This window comes from Campylobacter sp. VBCF_06 NA8, from assembly GCF_027737825.1.
GTDB lineage: Bacteria > Campylobacterota > Campylobacteria > Campylobacterales > Campylobacteraceae > Campylobacter_B.
In genome coordinates, this window is record NZ_JAOVUB010000006.1 from 22,675 (window position 1) to 41,940 (window position 19,266).

Below are 19,266 nucleotides of genomic sequence, written 5' to 3' on the forward strand. Positions count from 1 at the left end.
ACCGAAAGAAAATAGATGAATTACAAAAATTTAGTCTCAAAATACGGCTCTCCACTTTATGTTTATGATTTCGACGAGATTACGAAAAATTATGAATTGCTCAAAGGTGCATTTGCGGCGCGCAAATCGCTAGTTTGCTTCGCTATTAAGGCAAACTCAAATTTAAGCATTTTGCAACATTTAGTAAGGCTAGGAAGCGGGTTTGATTGTGTGAGTATCGGCGAGGTCAGACGCGCGCTACTAGCTGGGGCAAATCCGTATAAAATCATATATTCAGGCGTGGGCAAGCAAGATTACGAGCTAGAAGAGGCGTTAAAAAGCGAAATTTTATATATAAATTTAGAGAGCGAAGCCGAAATGTATCGCCTAGAAAAAATCGCGCAAAATTTGGGCAAAACCGCTAGGATTAGTATCCGCGTAAATCCAAATGTCGATGCCAAAACCCACCCATACATTTCTACTGGGCTTAACGAAAACAAATTCGGCGTTAGCATTGATAATGCGCGCGCTATGTATCTTTACGCCAAAAAGTCTGAATTTTTAAATCCAGTTGGGATCCACTTTCACATAGGTTCGCAGCTAACTGACATTTCGCCGATCCACGACGCAGCGAAAATCGTAAGCGATCTTTTGCGCGAACTGCTTGCAGCGCAGATTGAGATTAAATTTTTCGATATCGGCGGAGGGATTGGAATCCGCTATAAAGACGAAAAACAGGTTAGTTTGTATGATTATGCGCAAGGAATTTTGGCTGTTTTAAGTGGCTTAGATGTTACGATTACATGCGAGCCGGGCAGGTTTATCGTAGGAAATGCGGGCGAGTTTATCACTAGCGTTTTATACGAGAAATACAACGGCGCCAAACGCTTTGTCATCACAGACGGAGCTATGAACGATCTAATCCGTCCAAGCCTGTATCAAGCCTATCACGAGGTCGTAGCAGTGCAAAAAGAGGGCGAAAGCTCGCTTTGTGATATTGTAGGGCCGATTTGCGAGAGTGGCGATTTTTTAGCCAAAAATGTAAATTTGCCAAATTTAGACCACGGCGATATTTTGGTGATAAAAAGCGCAGGAGCGTATGGGTTTAGCATGTCTAGCAACTACAACACGCGCCCGCGTCCAGCTGAGGTGGCTATTAGCGAGGGCAAGGATCGCCTAATCAGAGCCAGAGAGAGTTTCGAGGATCTCGTTGCAAACGAAAAAAAATATATGGAAGAGTGATGAAAAGCATAGAAGATTTACGCGTAGGGATTGATAAAATCGACGATGAGATTATTCGTTTGATTGATTTGCGTATGGATTATGTCAAAAAAATCGGCGAATTGAAGCAGACCACAGGAAGCGCCGTGTATCGCCCAGAAAGGGAGCGTGCGATAATTTCTAGGCTCGATGGCGTCAAACTTAAAAATTTAAACAAAGAGGCGATTGAGGCGATATTTTTTGAAATTTTCTCCGTTTCTAGAAATTTAGAAAAACCGCAAGTCGTAGCGTTTTTAGGGCCTTTTGGCACATACACTCACCAAGCAGCCAAGGCTAGATTTGGCGCGATTAGCACCTATGAGTCACTCTCAAACATCGAGGCAGTGTTTAAATCCCTAATCACCAAAGAGGCTAAATACGGCGTCGTGCCCATAGAAAACAACACCGAAGGCGCAGTAGGCGTGACGCTGGATTGTTTGCGCAAATACCAAGAGGTCAAAATCGTAGCCGAAATTTATATGGATATCCACCACTCTTTGGTTACAAACTGCACGCAAACAGCCGAGATTACGCAGATTTTCTCTCACCCGCAAGCCTATAATCAATGCTTGAAATTCTTAGACGATCACGGGCTTAGCGGGGTTAAATTTACAGCCACCAAATCCACTGCCAAAGCCGCCCAAGCGACGCTTGAAACCCCAAATTCAGCAGCGATTTGCTCTAAAATCGCAGCCGAGTTGTATGGCGTGCCTGTAATGTATGAAAAAATCGAAGATAATGCAAACAATCGCACGAGATTTTTCGTGCTAAGCGACTTTAAAAACCAAAGAAGTGATCGCAACAAAACCAGCATTTTGGCTAAAACCGATGATAAACCGGGTGGTTTGGTGGAGCTGCTTCAAATGTTTCGCAATGAGGGAATAAATTTGACCAAATTAGAGAGCCGCCCGATTAAATCGCATGATTTCAAAAGCGTATTTTATATCGATTTTGAGGGGCATATTGACGATGAGGGTGTGATTAGAGTGCTAGAAAACGCCACTCGCCACGCTCATGAAATAACTTGGCTTGGAAGCTATTTAAATGGAGATGAATAATGAAATTTAACAAATTTTTGGACGATTTGAGTAATTACGAGGCTGGAAAGCCAATCGAGCTAGTGGTGCGCGAATTTGGCGTGAAGAAAAAAGATGTGCTAAAACTAGCTAGCAACGAAAATCCATTTGGATCTAGCAAAAAAGCGCAAAAAGCCATTAAAAAATGCGCCGCCTCCGCTCATCTCTACCCTGATGATAGTATGTTTGAGCTAAAAGACGTGCTAGCGGCGAAATTTGGCGTAAAAAGCGAAAATATCATAATCGGCGCAGGTAGCGATCAAATCATCGAATTTGCCCTTCACAGCGTGCTTAGCAAGGGTTTTGCGATACTTCAAGCAGGGGTAAGCTTTGCGATGTATGGCATTTACGCAAGGCACTGCGAGGGCAAAATTTATAAAACCAAAGAAATTTCGCACGATTTAGAGGCGCTAAAATCGCTTTACGAGGCGCATAAAAACGAGATAAAAGCGATATTTTTGTGTATGCCAAACAATCCTCTTGGCGAGTGTTTGGACGCTGAGAAAATTTACGAATTTATCGCTAGCGTGGATAAGGACACCCTCGTCATCATCGACGCAGCTTATAACGAGTTTGCCACATTTAAGGACAAAAACAAGCACCTTGACCCTAAATTTATAGCCACGCATTTCACAAACGCCCTCTATCTTGGGACATTTTCTAAGGCGTATGGGCTTGGGGGCATGAGAGTGGGGTATGGAATTGGCGAGAGCGGAATTATTAGCGCGCTTTATAAACTGCGTCCGCCATTTAATATCACCACGCCGACCTTAGCAGCGGCGATTGCGGCACTTGGCGATGATAAATTTGTGCAAAAGACCTTGCAAAACAATTTTAAAGAAATGAAAAAATTTGAAAAATTCGCCACCAAAAATGGCATTAAATTCTTGCCAAGTTATGCAAATTTCATAACATTTATGCTAGGCGAAAATCAAAATTCAACCCAAATTTGCGACGCTCTTTTGCGACAAGGTATAATTTTGCGAAATTTAAAGAGTTATGGATTAAACGCGATTCGCATTACAATCGGACTTCCGAAGCAAAATTTGCGCGTTTTTAAAGCCTTAAAAGAGTTGTTGTAGTGGATATCAAAAACAAAAGCCTAATCGAACTTAGCGAGCTTTGTGAGCAAATTCGCACCAGAATCGTCGAAGTCGTGAGCCAAAACGGCGGTCATCTTAGCTCAAATATGGGCGCAGTCGAGGCAATAGTGGCTATGCATGTGGTTTTTGATAGCGCAAAAGATCCATTTATCTTCGATGTCAGCCACCAAAGCTACGCGCACAAGCTTCTGACTGGGCGCTGGGAGGAATTTGGCTCTTTGCGTAAATTTGGCGGACTTAGCGGATATACTAAGCCTAGCGAGAGCAAGCATGATTATTTCGTGGCTGGACATGCTAGCACCTCGATTAGCCTAGCTGTGGGCGCAGCAAAGGCAATCAAACTCAAAGGCGAGGATAGGGTGCCTGTGGTGCTAGTAGGGGACGGCTCGATGAGTGGGGGCATGACTTATGAGGCGATGAACGAGCTAGGGGATTTGCATTTGCCCTGCGTAATCATATTAAATGATAACAAAATGAGTATTTCTAAGCCAATCGGCGCATTTAGCAAGTATCTTAGCCAGATGATGGCGGGCGAGACATATCAAAAATTTAAATCGCGCATAAGAGAGCTTTTATCTCACGCGCCAGAGAGTGCCACATACATGGCAAGGCGCTTTGAAAACTCGCTAAAACTCATAATTCCTGGCATGTTTTTCGAGGAGCTTGGCCTTGAATACATCGGCCCCGTTGATGGACACAACCTAGGCGATTTAATTAGCGCATTTAAGGTTGCAAAGAGTGCTAAAAAGCCCGTAATCGTGCATATCCAAACAATCAAAGGCAAGGGTTATAAAAACAGCGAAAACGACGACGGCAACTGGCATGGCGTGGGAGCTTTCGACATAAAAAGTGGCGAATTTAAGAAAAAATCGGGCGCGAAATCAGCTACAAAAATTTACCAAGAAGCCCTTTTAGAGCTAGCGCAGGCTCACTCTGATGTAGTGGGCGTAACGGCTGCTATGCCAAGCGGGACTGGGCTAGACGCACTAATTGAGCGTTTCCCTGATAGATTTTGGGATGTGGCGATTGCCGAAGAACACGCCGTAACCTCAATGGCGGCAATGGCAAAAGAGGGTTTTAGGCCATACATTACGATATATTCGACCTTCATGCAGCGCGCGGTCGATCAAGTAATCCACGATTTAGCGCTTATGGGCTTAAACGCTGTAATCGCCATGGATAGGGCTGGAATCGTGGGCGAGGACGGCGAGACGCACGAGGGTGTGTTTGATATCAGCCTTTTTAACGGGGTTCCAAATTTAAGCATGTGTGCGCCGTGCGATGAAGCGAGTTTTAGGGCTTTGATGAGGTATTCGCACGAGCATAAGGGGATTTTGGCGATTCGCTATCCGCGCGGAAGTTTTACGATGCAAAGCTTGGAGCCAAATTTCGGGCAAATTCCTGAAATTTCGCCATTAAAATCGAGATTTATCAAAGAGTGCGAGGCTAGCCAAATCGCATTTATCGGCTATGGAGATAGCACTGGCAAGGCGTGCGAGGTAGCAAAAATCCTAAATGATAAAATGAGCGTAAATATCGTTGATTTGGTATTTGTAAAGCCGCTGGATAGAGAATTTTTACTAAATTTAGCGAAAAAAACCAAAATTTGGTTCGTATTTAGCCAAAGTATGAAAAAAGGCGGTGTGGGCGAAATACTAGGCGCGTTTTTACAAGAGGAAAATATTCAAAATGTAAAAATTATTTCTTATGAGTTTGACGATATTTTTTTACCGCACGGAAGCACCGCAGATGTGGAGAAATCGCTAGGTTTAGATGCGCAAAATTTAGCAAAAGTAATATCAAATACAAAAAATTATCAATTAGTATAATTTTGGTTTAATATTTTTTGCATATAATGAGTAAATTTTATCTAAGGACGACATTATGACACATGTAGATTTGCTCAAAAACTGCGGGCTCAAAGCCACGCCACAACGCCTTTGTATCCTAAAAGTGCTAGACCGCCACGAGCACCCAAATATCGACTCGCTTTATGACGGGATTAAAGAGGATTACCCATCAATCTCACTTGCTACGGTTTATAAAAATTTAAATAGATTGCTTGATGAGGGCGTGGTTGTCGAGGTAAATACTCCAAACCAAAAGCCAAGATACGATATCTACAACACCCCGCACATGCATGTTGTTTGCGAAAAATGCGGAAATGTCAGCGATATGTTTATGGGCGATATTTTTATGGACGATATGCGCACCAGCGTCGAAAAACAGCTTAAAAATTTTGTCCGCAAACTAAATATCACAGCCACAGTTGAAGACTGCGAGTTTTGTAGGTAATATAAGCTTAAATTTGCTATCATTACCCATTTTATTTTTGGAGTGGGTATGAAGACAAAGCGCAAATTTCTACTTTATGATAGGGCGATTTTATTTGCATTGCAAGATGCTGGCGTCAAACTTCGCAAAAGCGATGTTAGCTGGTTTTATACATCATTTTCGCCCGAAATTTACTATGTCTGCGAAAACAATACCTTTACGCTTCATCATAAAAAAGAAGATCTCATCCGCGAGGCTTTAAAATTTAAAATTTCCAAAGACGATTTTAGCGAAGCCAAGGCCGATATGCAGGGCGAAATGGTGCAAAAATGCCGTTATGGCTTTGCGAATTCTCAGGCTGATTTTCACCTAGAAATTTACTCTTCCAGGCTATCTACGCTAATCACGCTAGTTGCGAATTTCAAAAGCGAAGAAGCTAGCAAGAAGTTTGATTTTATCAAAACATTTGGCGAGCACGAATTTTTAGATATCAGCGATGATTTTCGCTATAAAACACGCTATTTAGCGCGTTTTGGCAAGCCTTGCGAAAAGCTAAATTATGGCTTCGCCAAAAGCGTGTTTGAAAAATTTGACGATATGAAATTTCAAATCCCGCCATACGCCGATAGCGCGCAAAGTGCTGGCGTGATTTTTGCTAAAATTTATTCGCAAATTTTAAAATCGCACGATGAATATATGGGTGCCAAAGATGAGGAAGCACTTCATAAATTTCGCATTGCAATGCGCAAAATGCGGGTTATGGTGAAATTTTTCGCTCCGCTTTTCGCGCCAAAAATCACTGATGAAATTTTAACTCATCTCAAAAACATCGTCGGCAAAACAAATCAAATGCGAGATATCGAAGTATTTAGCAAATTTTTGGTACAAAACTCCGCCCCAGCGCACTTTGGAGCGCAGATGAATACACTTGGGCGCAGTATTAATGAGCGCACAAAAAGAGCTTTAAGCGACGCTGAATTTGATAAATTTAGGGCTAAATTTGAGGATTTTTTGAAAAATTTAGGCGGAATTTACCTTAGCCCAGAGTATGAAAAAATCGCCAAAAAATTTATCTCAAATCGCCTAAACAAGGCGTTAAAAGCCCTTAGAGGCGTGATTGGTGAATTAAACGAAAAAAGTGAAATAGCCAAATTTCACGACGCGCGAATTTATCTAAAAAAGGTTCGCTATGAGCTTGAATTTTGCGCTAGGATTTATGAGAGCGCTAGGATCAGCGAGGCTTACAAGCAGGTTAAAATCGCGCAAGAGAGCTTTGGCGCGCTCCAAGATGTGAGTATTTGGCAAAATTTCATCGCCATGTATCAAAAAGCAAGCGATAAAAACGACGAGAGTTTCAAATATCTTTTGGCTCTAAATAACGAGCTAATTGCCAAGACAAAGTCCCTAAAAAGCGAGATTTTAGACCACAAAGATGAGTTTTTAAAATCCATAAAAAAAGCAATTGCAAAAATCAAAATATACAGATAGGAAAAATCGTGGAAAAACAAGAAAAAATCATAAAAATGTTCGATGAAATCGCGCCTACCTATGACAAGGCAAACCGCGCAATCAGCCTTGGCGTGGATACTTCGTGGCGCAAAGCAGGCGTGGGAGCGGCGCTTGAATACTGCAAAAACAAAAGCGTAAAAATCGCCGATGTAGCGTGCGGAACTGGCGATATGATTAAAATTTGGGAGGAATTAGCCCCAAAACACGGCGTTTCAATCGAGCAAATCATAGGGATTGACCCAAGCGTGGGCATGCTAGGCGTAGCCAAAGAGAAATTCAAAGACCACACCTTTATCACCGCGACTGCGACGCAAACGACGCTAGAAAACGCTAGTGTGGATATCGTAAGTATCAGCTATGGCATACGAAATGTAGTGGCTCTAGATGAAGCTTTGCGCGAGTTTAACCGCGTTATAAAGCCAGGCGGCTTAGTCGTGGTGCTAGAATTTACCAAGGCGCAAAATGGCGGGTTAGTATTTAAAATGCGCGATTTTTATGTCAGCAAAATTTTGCCATTAATCGGTGGGGCGATTTCGAAAAACAAGGAAGCTTACGAGTATTTGCCAAGCTCAATCGGCAATTTCCTAGACACCGCAAGCTTCAAAGAAAAGCTCATAAATTCGGGCTTTGAGCCACTTGTGATAAAGGGATTTAGCTTCGATGTGAGCACGCTTTTTATCGCCAAAAAGGTGAAAGATGCTTAGCGTCAGCGAAGTCAATGAAAAGGCCAAAGCGCTACTAGAAACGACCTTTGCTGGTATCGAGGTCGAGGGCGAGATCTCGAAATTTAGCGAGCAAAGCATAAGCAAACACTGGTATTTTACGATAAAAGACGAAAACTCAGCCCTTAATTGCGCTATGTTTCGCTTTGCCAATCAAAAGGTAAATTTCGCGCCAAAAATCGGTATGCGTGTCGTGCTAACGGGCAAGCTTACGATTTATCCAGCCTCAGGTGCGTATCAAATCCAAGTAACGCAAATGCGCGAAGCTGGGGCTGGCGAGCTAGAAATGCGCTTTAATGCGCTTAAAGAAAAGCTCTCTGGCGAGGGGCTTTTCGACGCGTCGCGCAAAAAACCGCTTCCAAAATTTCCGCGCCATATCGCGCTTATTACGAGCGCAGGATCGGCAGCGTGCGCGGATATGCTTAGAGTAGCAAACGATAGATTTCCTATGCTTAAAATTGATATTTACAACTCTTTGGTGCAAGGAACTAGCGCGCCAAGCTCGATCATATCGGCACTGCGCAGGGCTGATAGCGCGAGCTATGACGCGATTATTATCGCAAGGGGAGGTGGTAGCAAAGAGGATTTGTGGTGTTTCAACGACGAAATGCTCGCCCGCGAAATTTATGCAGCGCAAACACCGATAATTTCGGCTGTGGGGCACGAAATAGATTTTAGCATAAGCGATTTTGTCGCAGATCATCGCTCACTCACGCCAACAGCGGCTATGGTGGATTTATTGCCTGAAATTTCCACGCTTTATCAGAATTTAGACGGCGCGGAAAATTATTTGAAAAAATTTATAAATGAAAAAATCGCAAATTTGCATAGTGAGCTTAAAATGCGATATTTCGAGCTAAAAAGCAAGTCCGTGGATACCAAAATCACGCAAAATTTATTAAATTTGCAAAATTTAGAGATTAAATTTAAAAACACAATCAACGCCAAATTTGCAAATTTAACTCACCAAATCGAGCTAAAAAACGAAATTTTAAAACAAAAAGCAAGCTATTTTGAGCTCACAAAAGATTTAGTGCAAATCCAAAAAGATGGCAAAAAAATCAGCCTAGAAGAGCTACAAAGTGGCGATAAAATCGCGATTGTATCGCAAAATGCTAAAAAAGTGGCGCAAATATTAGATTAAATTTCAAGGAGGCAAAATGAGTAGAGTTATTAATTTCAGCGCTGGTCCTAGCACGATCCCGCTAAGCGTTTTAGAGCACGCTAAGGCCGAATTTACCGACTACAAGGGTCATGGATATTCGATTATCGAGATTTCTCACCGCACCAAAATTTTCGAGGAAGTCCTACATAGCGCAATGGCGCGCGTAAAACGGCTCTATGGCTTTGGCGAGAATTTCAAAATTTTGTTTTTGCAAGGCGGCGGCAGTTTGCAGTTCGCGCAAGTGCCTATGAATCTCATGACAAAAACAGGCTACGCCGAATACGCAAACACCGGAAACTGGACGAACAAAGCCATAAAAGAGGCGGAAATTTTAGGCATAAATCACCGCGTAATCGCAAGTAGCAAAGAGAGCAAATTCGACCATATCCCAGAGGTGAAATTCAGCGACGACGCCGATTATGGCTACATTTGCTCGAATAATACGATTTATGGCACGCAGTATAAGGCTCTACCGAAGTGCAAATGCCCGCTAGTCGTGGATAGTTCGAGCGATTTGTTTTCTAGGCCTGTGGATATTTCAAGTGTGGGGCTGTTTTATGGTGGTATCCAAAAAAACGGCGGCCCAGCAGGTGTAACAATGGTGGCGATCCGCGAGGATTTGCTTGATAGGGCTGATGATACCAGCACCCCTATGATTTTGCGCTACAAAACCCAAGCAAACGCCGATTCTATGTATAATACTCCAAATACCTTTGGAATTTATATGCTTGATTTGATGTTAGAGTGGATCGAAAACGAAATCGGCGGCCTAGCCAAAATGGCTGAGCGCAACGAGCAAAAGGCTGCGATTTTATACGAGGCAATCGACGCGAGTGGCGGATTTTACGCTGGGCATGCGAGAGCGGATAGCAGAAGCTTGATGAATATTAGCTTTAATATCGCAAGCGGGGCTGAGGTTGAGGCGAAATTTATCGATGAGGCTAGCAAGGCTGGTATGATTGGGCTCAAAGGACACCGCGTGCTAGGCGGAATCCGTGCGTCGCTATACAATGCAATCACGGCAGAAAATGTCAAAACTCTCGTGGAGTTTATGAACGAATTCGCCCGTAAAAACGGCTAAATTTTAAAATCCAGGCTAAATTTGGCAAAGGCTAGATTTAGCCATTTTCTTCAAATTCCGCTAGCGCAAACTTCAAAATACTGAGCCGAATTTATTCTTATTGCAAGCGCAACGCGCGAAGTAATTTAAGCAAATTTTGCAAAAAAACTGACTTTAAATTTTTAATTCGTAGATTGCTTCGAATTTGCTACGCAAATTCTCGCAATGACAGATTATGCAAATTTTGCTCGCTATTGTCATTGCGAGGAGCGATAGCGACGAAGCAATCTACGACTTTAAAATTTAAAGTGCGCGAATTTGCTGTCATTGCGAGCGAGTGCAACGAGCGAAGCAATCCAGAGAAATTTAAATTCAAAATTCAACCTAAATCTAGCATTGAACGATTTTTTGAATTTAACCTGCGCCGTGCTTTTCTCGTAAGGGGGAAAGGGCTTAAATTACTCTGCTTCGCTTCGCTCGCAAGAAATGCCGGCTGTCGCCGTCGCTACGCTCATTTTGCGAGGTCGCGCCCCTTCCCCTGCATTTAATTCGCACGCAAAAGCGCTGTTCGCGCCTTTTGCACCGTGCGAATTTCCCCCGACGACGCTTTACAAGGTGGCTAAATTTAGAAAAACTTCGTTTTTCTAAATTTAGCTGGTTTCATTTTTACGGAAATGCTTCGCATTTCTCGCAATGACAAATTGAGCAAATTCTTGCAATGACAAATCAAACGCGCGCCTGCTTACAACGACAATGAATAACGCAAAATTTCAAATCTCGCCGCGGTTAAAGATATTTCTCATCGTGCGGAAAAAATTATCGGTAAATGTATCTTTGCGTAGTGTCAGCTCCAAAATCCACTCTTTGTAAGTTTTGCCCTTGCTAGCTAAAAGCTCGTCCAAAATTTTCTTACTAGCCTTGATTCCGCCTGTTTTTTCAGCCTCCAAAAGCTTGGCATAAATCGGCACGATTGTCTCAATCGCAGAGCGAGGCGGAGCCTTGCGGTATGCGGTATGCTCGTAAATCTCGCCACTTAGGGGATCGCGGTATGGGCGAAACTCTGTCATCACCCAATAATACCGCCCGTCCTTGGCTAAATTTTTAACTAGCGCGATAAAATCATGCCCTTGATTTATCTCGTCCCACATCATTTTAAAGGCGAGGCGTGGCATGTCTGGGTGGCGTATAATCGAGTGTGGCGAGCCTAGAAGCTCATCGGCGCTGTATCCGCAAATATAGCAAAAATAGGTGTTGGCAAAGGTGATAAAGCCCTTGGTATCGGTTTTGGATACGATGTAGCGATCGGGTTCTAGGCGAATTTCTTCGTTTATGGGGGTTGGTTTTTTCATTTTGTCCGTTTTCCTTTTTTATAAAGCGATTATAATTTAAATTTGCTTATAAAACAAAATTTTAATGCTAGTTGCGCCTTGGTGGGCGAAATTTGAAAAATAATAAAGCAAAATTTGATTATAATTAGGGATTAAATTTGAGGCGATGAAATGGACGAAATATACGAAGCACTGATACAAAAATTACGAAATTTAATCGACAAAAACTCTGCCAAGGCTAGCGATTTGCGCAATGCTAGGGGGGATTTTTTCCCTAGCGAGGTCAAAATTTCCATTAAATGGGAATTTGACGGCGAATTTAGCGATGAGGTCGTAGCTGGCGGAGAAAACGCCTCAATCCATTTTGGCAAGGATAGAGCGGGGTTTGAAGCGCATGCAAGCGAGTGCATGAGCGAGGCCAAAAACAGCCAAAAACTGCATGAAATTTTGCTTAACTCACTCAGGGAAGGCGCAAATTCGGCAATCGCAAGCGCGCAAGCACAGCAAAGGTATTATTCATTTAGCCCATTTAGCGTCTATGAGGGTTGCGAAAAATGCGCCCAAGAGGGCAAAATCGCCTGCAAAAAATGCGCAGGTTCAGGCACGCAAGATTGCCCAGCATGCGAGGGTGCGGGCAAACAGCCCTGCTTTATCTGCGCAGGCGCAGGTCAGATCCCAGCCACATATATTAGGGAGCAAAGCGACGGCTCTACCAAAATGGTCGAGGGCGTGCAAACCTGCCAAAAATGCGGTGGCGCAGGCTATGAAGAGTGCCAAAAATGCGCTGGCACAGGGAAATTGAAGTGCAAAGCCTGCGACGGGGCTGGTTGGAGCGATTGCGAAGTATGCGCGGGAAATGGCTTTTTTATCCGCACTAGAAGCGTTTGCGCAAATGCAAGTGCAAGCGCTAGAATCGGACTGCGCCAAATCGCTTATAATGATGAATTTTTGGCGTATTTGTGCGCGCAAAATTTAGAATTCATTGCTAGCAAAATCGCCTTTACCCAAAGCGGGGAAGAGCTTAGCGAAAGTGCGTGCGAGGCCGAATATATCGGCAAATGCAAGGTGGTCGAGCTAAGGTTTGAAATTTTTGATAAAAATTATGTTTTGGTGGGCTTTGGCGATCCGCTTAGTATCTTTATAAAGCCTAAAATTTTCGATGATTTATTCGCCGATGACGCTATAAATTTGGTCAAAATTCAATCCCAAGGCGGTATGAGCGCGCGTCAGGCTTATGGATTTTTCGAGAAATATTCCGCTCAGCCTGTGCTTGATAGTGCGATGAAAAAAATCGCTAGTGCGCCAAATCCTAGCGAGGACGAGGCTGCAAATATCGTAAAACGCTCATGCGAGGGCTTCATCGGCGATGAAATGGCGCGAAATATGAGCGCGATGATAAGGGGCTGTCTAGATAGGGTCTCGCCTACGCACTCGCGCGCTGTGTGGGGCGTGCTAGGCGCGATAGTATGGGTGCTAGGCGCGCTTGGAGCGTGTGGATTTATGGCGGGAGCGTTTGGTAAAAGCGCGCTAGTGGGGATTTTTGGCGTATTATGTATTTTTGCGCTGGTTGCTGGCGTGTGCGGTGCGGTGCTGTGGGGGCTAAGTAGCGTTTGGACGCTGATAAAACAGCGCGAAATCCCAAGCGAATACCGCAGAAGTCTGCGAAATCGCCCTGCGTTTGTGAAATTTGCGAAAATTTTGGCTGCTTTTGTGCTAGCAGGGGGCGTGTATGGGGTGCTGGCGGCTAAAAACAGCGTCCCAAAAATCGCGCTTGCGGGCAAATTTGAAAATTTAGCCAGCCAGCTGTGCGCGAAATTTGGCTCTGAAAATACTGCGAGCGCGCCCGTGGCGATAAAGGACGAGGGCAATTTCACCGTCGTGATAATCCGCGACGCAAACGATAGCGCAAATATCAGTCAAAAAGAGAAAATCCTCTTTATCCAAAAGGCTGTCGGAGCCAAGCAAGACGGGATTTTCGGGCGCAAAACCCGCCAAAGCGCGCAAAAATTTATCGAGCAGAATTTAACCAGCGTAGATGAAATTTACGAGGCTGTGAAAAAGAAGCAGGATTTAGAATAATATAGAAAAATATAAAGAATTTAAACGATGCACTTAATAAAAACTGATTTAAAAAAATATAAGAGATATATACATATTCAATTACTTATAGTCAGCGTTTGTCTTTTGTGTATAGTTTTTCTCCCAGTTTCAAGCTCGATAAATTTAGGCTTGGCTTATTTTGCTTTATTTTCTGTGCTTTTAATCAAAATAAAGCAATTTTACATAATGTCAAAAACTGCAAAAAACAAAAATTCTTGGATTTTATATTTGATTGGAGTTTTGATTATTATGTTGGCGAGTTGTTTGCATTTTCGCAATCTTGTATCTGATGATAGCTTGCTGATTAATATTATTATTTTTTTAGGTTACCTATTTGGCGGTATTTTTATATACAAAACCTATTATGTTTTTTACAAATTGAGTGATAATGGTTATTTTTTGGTCAGCGTTTTTGCGATTTTGCTTATATTTGTCCCAAATTTTTATTTTGCTTTTTTAGCTATTGTTTCAGATATAGAATTTATAATGAAGAGCCTAGAATCAATTAATTTTTTATTTTGGCTTTTTATTTTTGTCATACATATCTATGTGATTATTTTGATTTACGCTAATTTATTTTTTGAATTTTCAATATATAAAAAAAATAGCAAATTTAAATAAATAAAATTATTGAAAAAATTTGTGCGTTGTAAAAAATGCAAAAAATATATAATTTTTACGATACAAAAGATATGACTTGTCCAAATTTGTGACAAACTCTAAAATTATGTAGAATTTGAAAAAGCATAAAAACTACAATATGAGTTGATAAAAAAGGCGAAATTTGGCTAAATTTCGCCCTGAATTTAGAATTATTCGATGATATTTGAGTTTTTTAGCACGACAAGGTGTTTTTTGCCGTTAAATTTCAACACCACAGCGGTGCTACTTTCGTCGATTTCTTTGACAAACTCGACTCCGATATCGCTAGGGCTTGCGCTCACGCTCTCTTTGATTTCATTTCGCAAAACGCTTTCAAAGGCTGAAATTTTATCGCTTTTAGCCTCCAAACGCTCTTTAAGCTCCGAGCTAAACGAGCTTTGTGGGGCAGTATTTTTCGGCGCAGTATTTTGAAAAGCGCTGTTTTGTGGGACTTCTTCAAATTCTTCTTCTATTTCATCTTGCATTTCATCGTCAAATTTATCGTCGCGTGGCTCGTATTCCTCCGCTACTGCTTCCTCTATTTCGTCGCTTTGGGCTAGTTCTTGCCACGATTTTTCGCTCTCTTGGGTGAAGGATATGTTTTGGGCTACTTCGTCGCTGATTTCATCGTCGAAATTTGCCCGCGCCTCATAGTTGCGCTCGCTACCTTGCGCGCCTGTATCCTCGCTCTCATCGCTGTTTTGGCGTTCTAGCACAGATGAGTTGAACTGCTCCCAGGTATCATCTATGCTTTTGCGCCCTTTAAATCCCTTAAATTTGCGCACGAGCACCATTACTGCGCCGATTAGTAGCAAAATGACAATGCTAGGCAGTATCCAGCCAAGGCCAGAATTTGAGCTTGGCTTTTCTTGCTCGGTTTCGGTTTGGCTAGGCGAAACGCTCATTTGGCTTTGGTCGAAATTTGGGTTTTTGATATTGATCGAGAGCTTTAATTTCGCGTCTTGTGAAATTGCATTTGCGATTAAATTTGCCCCTGAGGGGAAGTTGATTTCGACATTGTTGCCCTTAGGCGCGATAGTAAATCCGCGCAAAACCTTTTGGTTGGTGCGCATTTCGTTGTATTTCTCTTCGCTGCCTAGGTTTTTTAGCACTAGGCTCATAGACTGCCCGTCGATCGTGCGCGTGATATCTGGCTCATACGACGAGTCGAAAGAGAGCACAATATCGACGCTATCGTCGTTGTTGAAAATTTCGTATTGTAATAAATTTGCCCCAAGGGCGAAATTTGCAAGTAAGATTAAAAGTAGTTTTCTCATTTTTTTCTTTCTTTATTCAAATAAATTTGCGATTTGTTTTTGTAGCTCGGCTCCGCTAAATTTCGCGCACAAATTCACAATCGCAGTGCCGATTATCGCGCCGTCGGCAAAGGATTTGATTTCTGAAACATTTTCTTTGGTGCGGATTCCAAAGCCAATAGCCACTGGCAAATCGCTCATTTTATGCAGGTCGGCGACCATGTTTTTTAGCCTATCTAGCGGGGTTTGCTTCGTGCCTGTTACGCCGATCGCGCCCACGCCGTAGATAAATCCGCTAGCCCTGCTTAAAAGGCGCGTGGCTCTATGCTCGCTAGTAACGCTAATTAGCGGGATTAGGGCAAGGTTAAATTTTTGGCACAGAGCGAATACTTCCTCGTTTTCCTCAAATGGCAAATCAGGGATTATAAATCCGCTAATCCCGCACTGCGCGGATTTTTCGATGAATTTTTCCACGCCGTAAGCGAAAATTAGGTTGTAATACACTAAAAAAACTAGCGGTTTTTGCGTCTTTACTTCGCCTAAAATTTCAAACACCGTATCTGTGGTAACGCCATTTTGCACGGCGCTAAAACTAGCGTTAAAAATATCTTTGCCATCGGCGATTGGGTCTGAGTATGGTATGCCGATTTCTAGCAAATCAAGCGCGCCAGCGTCTAAATTTGATAAAAATTCCTTCGTGTGCGCCACGCTTGGGTATCCTGCGACGATGTAGCCGATATTTGGCTTTTTGCCCTTAAATGCGCTTGCTATCTTATCCATAGATTGTTCCTTTTTGATAATTCATTACGGTGTTCATATCCTTATCACCGCGTCCGCTGACATTTACGATTATGGTTTTTTTCTCTTTCAAATTCGGGCAGAGTTTTTCGAGATAGGCTAGGGCGTGCGAGCTCTCAATCGCAGGGATAATGCCCTCTAAACGCGAGCAAAGTTTAAGCGCGTTTATGCACTCGTCGTCTGTGACGGCTGCGTATTTGGCGCGAGCGATATCGTGCAAATGCGCGTGCTGTGGGCCCACACCCGGATAATCAAGACCTGCTGAAATGCTATGGACCGGGTCGATCATGCCGTATTTGTTTTGTAAAACGATAGTTTTCATGCCGTGGATTATGCCAGGTTTGCCCTTTGTGATAGTCGCGGCGTGATAAGGTGTATTCACGCCAAGACCAGCTGCTTCGACGCCGATTAAATTTACGCTCTCATCGTCTAAAAACGCAGTGAAAATTCCAATCGCGTTGCTTCCGCCACCCACGCATGCAATGACGAAATCAGGCTTTATGCCAAGTTCTGTGGCTTGTGCTTTGGCTTCGTCGCCGATAATGCGCTGGAAATCGCGCACCATAGCAGGGTATGGGTGCGGTCCCACAGCCGAGCCGATGACATAAAATACGCTTTCAATCTCATTTACCCATGCTTGAATTGCCGCTGTGGTGGCCTCTTTGAGCGTTTTTAATCCGTCAGAAATAGTGACTAAATTTGCGCCAAGTAGCTTCATGCGAAATGCGTTTAACTGCTGTCTAGCGGCATCTGTTTCGCCCATATACACATCGCACTCTAAACCCAAAAGCGCCGCAGCTGTCGCAGTCGCCACGCCGTGCTGACCTGCGCCGGTTTCTGCTATGACCTTTTTTTTGCCCATTTTTTTGGCTAATAGGGCTTGGGCTAGGGCGTTGTTGATTTTGTGCGCGCCAGTGTGATTTAAATCCTCGCGTTTGAGATAAATCTCATGCCCGTAATGCTCACTAAGGCGCGTAGCGTGGTAAAGTGGGCTAGGGCGACCGGCGTAGTTTTTCAGCAAATCTGCTAGCTCGTCTTGGAATTCTTTGGTTTTTGAAATTTTATTGTAAGCTTCCTCTAACTCTTCTAGCGCAAACATCGCAGTTTCTGGGACAAACTGCCCTCCAAATGCGCCAAAATATGCCTTTGCGTTCATAAGCGTCCTTCAAAAATAAAATTTGGCGATTATACAAAATTTAGCGTTAAATAGTGCTTTTGTGAAGGTTAAATTTTAAAATTTTAGGGCAAAAAAAATGCCCCGATTGCTCGGGGCAGCTGAATTTCAATTAATCAAAGATTATTTGAAATTCATATTTTTGATATCCTCGTCAAGTTTTTTGAGTCTATCAGAAGGATCAATCGCTGTTGGGTAGTTGTGAGATGTGATAACCTCTGGCTCAGGGATCTCGTCTGCGTTTTGGCGTAGAGCGATTGTGATACCGTATGGAGCTAGGGCATTAACAAGTGCTGCTTGACCCTCTCTCGCGATAGTTTGGCATTGGCCTACGATTCTGCTTGCTTCTTGTGGAGCGTGGAATCCGTAGCTGTTCTCGCTAAATCCGAAGTCCCAGCGGATGTGAGCTTTCCTGTGGTAAGCTAGAACATCTTTTAGTGCCTCGCTGATAGCTGCTTTTTGAGCGTCAGCATCAAGGCCTGAGAATTGCTCGTGTTTAGCTAGCTCTTCGCGTGCTGTAACGACATCTTGGATAAATGCCATTAGGTTGTTTTCACATTTTCTAAGCTCGAACGCATAGCGATTTTGGATAAATGAAATTCTATCTTTTAGCTCTTGCTCGCTTTGCATGTGGCAAGTTTTGCAAGCACCAGTGATGTCAGCATAAGGTGTTTGGATAGTGTGATTTGTGATTTTCTTAGCACCTTCGCGTTTGTATGGCATGTGGCAATCGACGCATGTTACACCGCTTCTAGCGTGGATACTTGTAGAGTATAGCTCTGCTTCTGGGTGTTGCATTTTTACGATTGGAGCGTCAGTTAGTTTGTGTTTGTAGTCGAATTTGAACTGACCATTTGCAGCTTTCTCATCGTAGTATTCATCGAAATTCTCGATTTTGAAAGGCTCATCTTTTTTCCATTTAGCCCATGGGAAAACTAGTGTAGAGTTCATGCCTGGATAGTATTCGACATGGCATTGCATACAAACATAGTTTCTCATCTCGACTCTTGTGCCTTTGATACCTGATTTAGGATCTGCTTCATAACCGCGCTCAACCATTGCATTTACAAATCCTGGGCGAGTTACGCGTAGGCTCATATCATCTGGGTGGTGGCAGTCTGCACAGGCTGAACCTAGTTGAGCGCCGCCGTGAGGATCTTCGCCGTGTTTTTTAGTGATCATTTTAACAACATCGAAGTATGGGATAGAGTTCATTTTTGTCCATGCTTCTTTTTTGAATACGCCATTTTCTTTGTCATTGTCGAAATAACCCATTGGTTGGTTAAATGACTCTGGGCGAGTAGCTGGATCGTGTAATTCTTTGTAATCAGGATCGCTCATTATAGCCATGATATGACCGCTGTGGCAGTTCATACAATATCCTGGTTGGCCGTTAAATTTAGGCAATCCGTGAGAATTTAGATACTCTTTGTTGTTGCGTTTAGTCTCCATTTGATCTATTTGTGAATAGTAGTGAAGTCTTGGGCGATTGTAATCTACCGCAAACGCATAGCCCTTCCAAAATACGCTAGCAGCTGGGAAGCGGCGAAGTTTTGAGTATGGTAATGAACCAGCCCAATCGGTCTCGAAATTTATGTCTTTCATTTTCAAAGTCATATCAAGATGGCTTGGGAAATTTTTACCCCACTCTTGGATATTTGGAACAGTATCGTCGTTTTTAGTAAGCATTAGTGGATATTCTCTATCCTCATTTTTTTTACTGTTAATGTCAGCGAAAAGCGCAAGGACGCCAGCACCTGCAAGTGCCGCGATGACAAAAACGGTAGCAAAAAGTTTTTTCATTATGGTACTCCTATTTA

16 protein-coding genes are annotated in these 19,266 nt (G+C 43.0%); 11 read left to right on the forward strand and 5 right to left on the reverse strand.

All coding sequences use genetic code 11. The features are described from left to right. The first annotated feature begins 15 nt into the window (after positions 1–15). The 9 genes from lysA to serC are packed head-to-tail and all read left to right on the forward strand — an operon-like array spanning position 16 to position 10,169. A complete protein-coding gene (gene lysA / locus OFO10_RS07480) occupies positions 16–1,221 on the forward strand; it encodes a diaminopimelate decarboxylase (protein WP_270866703.1) in 1,206 nt (401 codons plus the stop codon). Next, complete coding sequence (gene pheA / locus OFO10_RS07485) at positions 1,221–2,297, forward strand: prephenate dehydratase (protein WP_270866704.1); 1,077 nt, start codon at positions 1,221–1,223, stop codon at positions 2,295–2,297. The genes lysA and pheA overlap by 1 nt, the downstream gene beginning before the upstream one ends. Next, on the forward strand, positions 2,297–3,397 hold the full coding sequence (gene hisC / locus OFO10_RS07490; RefSeq protein WP_270866705.1) for a histidinol-phosphate transaminase: 1,101 nt from the start codon (positions 2,297–2,299) through the stop codon (positions 3,395–3,397). Before pheA ends, hisC begins: the two co-directional genes overlap by 1 nt. Then, positions 3,397–5,247, forward strand: coding sequence for a 1-deoxy-D-xylulose-5-phosphate synthase (gene dxs, locus OFO10_RS07495; protein WP_270866706.1), 1,851 nt, complete (start codon positions 3,397–3,399; stop codon positions 5,245–5,247). The genes hisC and dxs overlap by 1 nt, the downstream gene beginning before the upstream one ends. A 55-nt stretch (positions 5,248–5,302) precedes the next feature. Continuing rightward, the gene (locus tag OFO10_RS07500; protein ID WP_270859690.1) at positions 5,303–5,713 is read left to right on the forward strand and encodes a Fur family transcriptional regulator; all 411 of its coding nucleotides are present in this window, start codon (positions 5,303–5,305) and stop codon (positions 5,711–5,713) included. Between the two features lie 48 nt (positions 5,714–5,761). After that, positions 5,762–7,180 carry a CYTH and CHAD domain-containing protein gene (locus OFO10_RS07505; protein WP_270866707.1) on the forward strand — a complete coding sequence of 473 codons (1,419 nt, stop codon included), beginning with the start codon at positions 5,762–5,764 and terminating at the stop codon, positions 7,178–7,180. 8 nt (positions 7,181–7,188) lie between these two features. Next, the gene (gene ubiE / locus OFO10_RS07510; RefSeq protein WP_270866708.1) at positions 7,189–7,905 is read left to right on the forward strand and encodes a bifunctional demethylmenaquinone methyltransferase/2-methoxy-6-polyprenyl-1,4-benzoquinol methylase UbiE; all 717 of its coding nucleotides are present in this window, start codon (positions 7,189–7,191) and stop codon (positions 7,903–7,905) included. Continuing rightward, a complete protein-coding gene (gene xseA, locus OFO10_RS07515; RefSeq protein ID WP_270866709.1) occupies positions 7,898–9,067 on the forward strand; it encodes an exodeoxyribonuclease VII large subunit in 1,170 nt (389 codons plus the stop codon). Before ubiE ends, xseA begins: the two co-directional genes overlap by 8 nt. 16 nt (positions 9,068–9,083) lie before the next feature. Next, complete coding sequence (gene serC, locus OFO10_RS07520; protein ID WP_270865233.1) at positions 9,084–10,169, forward strand: phosphoserine transaminase; 1,086 nt, start codon at positions 9,084–9,086, stop codon at positions 10,167–10,169. Positions 10,170–10,918: 749 nt separating this feature from the next. Here serC and OFO10_RS07525 read toward each other — a convergent pair. Further along, positions 10,919–11,497, reverse strand: coding sequence for a PAS domain-containing protein (locus tag OFO10_RS07525; protein ID WP_270866710.1), 579 nt, complete (start codon positions 11,495–11,497; stop codon positions 10,919–10,921). 150 nt (positions 11,498–11,647) lie between these two features. Here OFO10_RS07525 and OFO10_RS07530 point away from each other — a divergent pair, with 150 nt between their 5' ends. After that, positions 11,648–13,555, forward strand: a complete 1,908-nt coding sequence (locus OFO10_RS07530) for a hypothetical protein (protein WP_270866711.1) — start codon at positions 11,648–11,650, stop codon at positions 13,553–13,555. Positions 13,556–13,762: 207 nt separating this feature from the next. After that, positions 13,763–14,197 (forward strand): hypothetical protein, encoded by a 435-nt coding sequence (locus tag OFO10_RS07535; RefSeq protein ID WP_270866712.1) that lies wholly within the window; start codon positions 13,763–13,765, stop codon positions 14,195–14,197. Between the two features lie 191 nt (positions 14,198–14,388). On the opposite strand, the gene OFO10_RS07540 is transcribed toward OFO10_RS07535, so the two are convergent. From OFO10_RS07540 to OFO10_RS07555, 4 genes are all read right to left on the reverse strand, one after another. After that, the gene (locus OFO10_RS07540) at positions 14,389–15,495 is read right to left on the reverse strand and encodes a hypothetical protein (protein ID WP_270866713.1); all 1,107 of its coding nucleotides are present in this window, start codon (positions 15,493–15,495) and stop codon (positions 14,389–14,391) included. Positions 15,496–15,507: 12 nt separating this feature from the next. After that, positions 15,508–16,254, reverse strand: coding sequence for a tryptophan synthase subunit alpha (trpA, locus tag OFO10_RS07545; protein ID WP_270859681.1), 747 nt, complete (start codon positions 16,252–16,254; stop codon positions 15,508–15,510). Beyond that, on the reverse strand, positions 16,247–17,428 hold the full coding sequence (gene trpB / locus OFO10_RS07550; RefSeq protein WP_270866714.1) for a tryptophan synthase subunit beta: 1,182 nt from the start codon (positions 17,426–17,428) through the stop codon (positions 16,247–16,249). Before trpB ends, trpA begins: the two co-directional genes overlap by 8 nt. A 141-nt stretch (positions 17,429–17,569) precedes the next feature. Next, the gene (locus OFO10_RS07555; protein ID WP_270862141.1) at positions 17,570–19,249 is read right to left on the reverse strand and encodes an ammonia-forming cytochrome c nitrite reductase subunit c552; all 1,680 of its coding nucleotides are present in this window, start codon (positions 19,247–19,249) and stop codon (positions 17,570–17,572) included. Positions 19,250–19,266 lie beyond the last annotated feature (17 nt).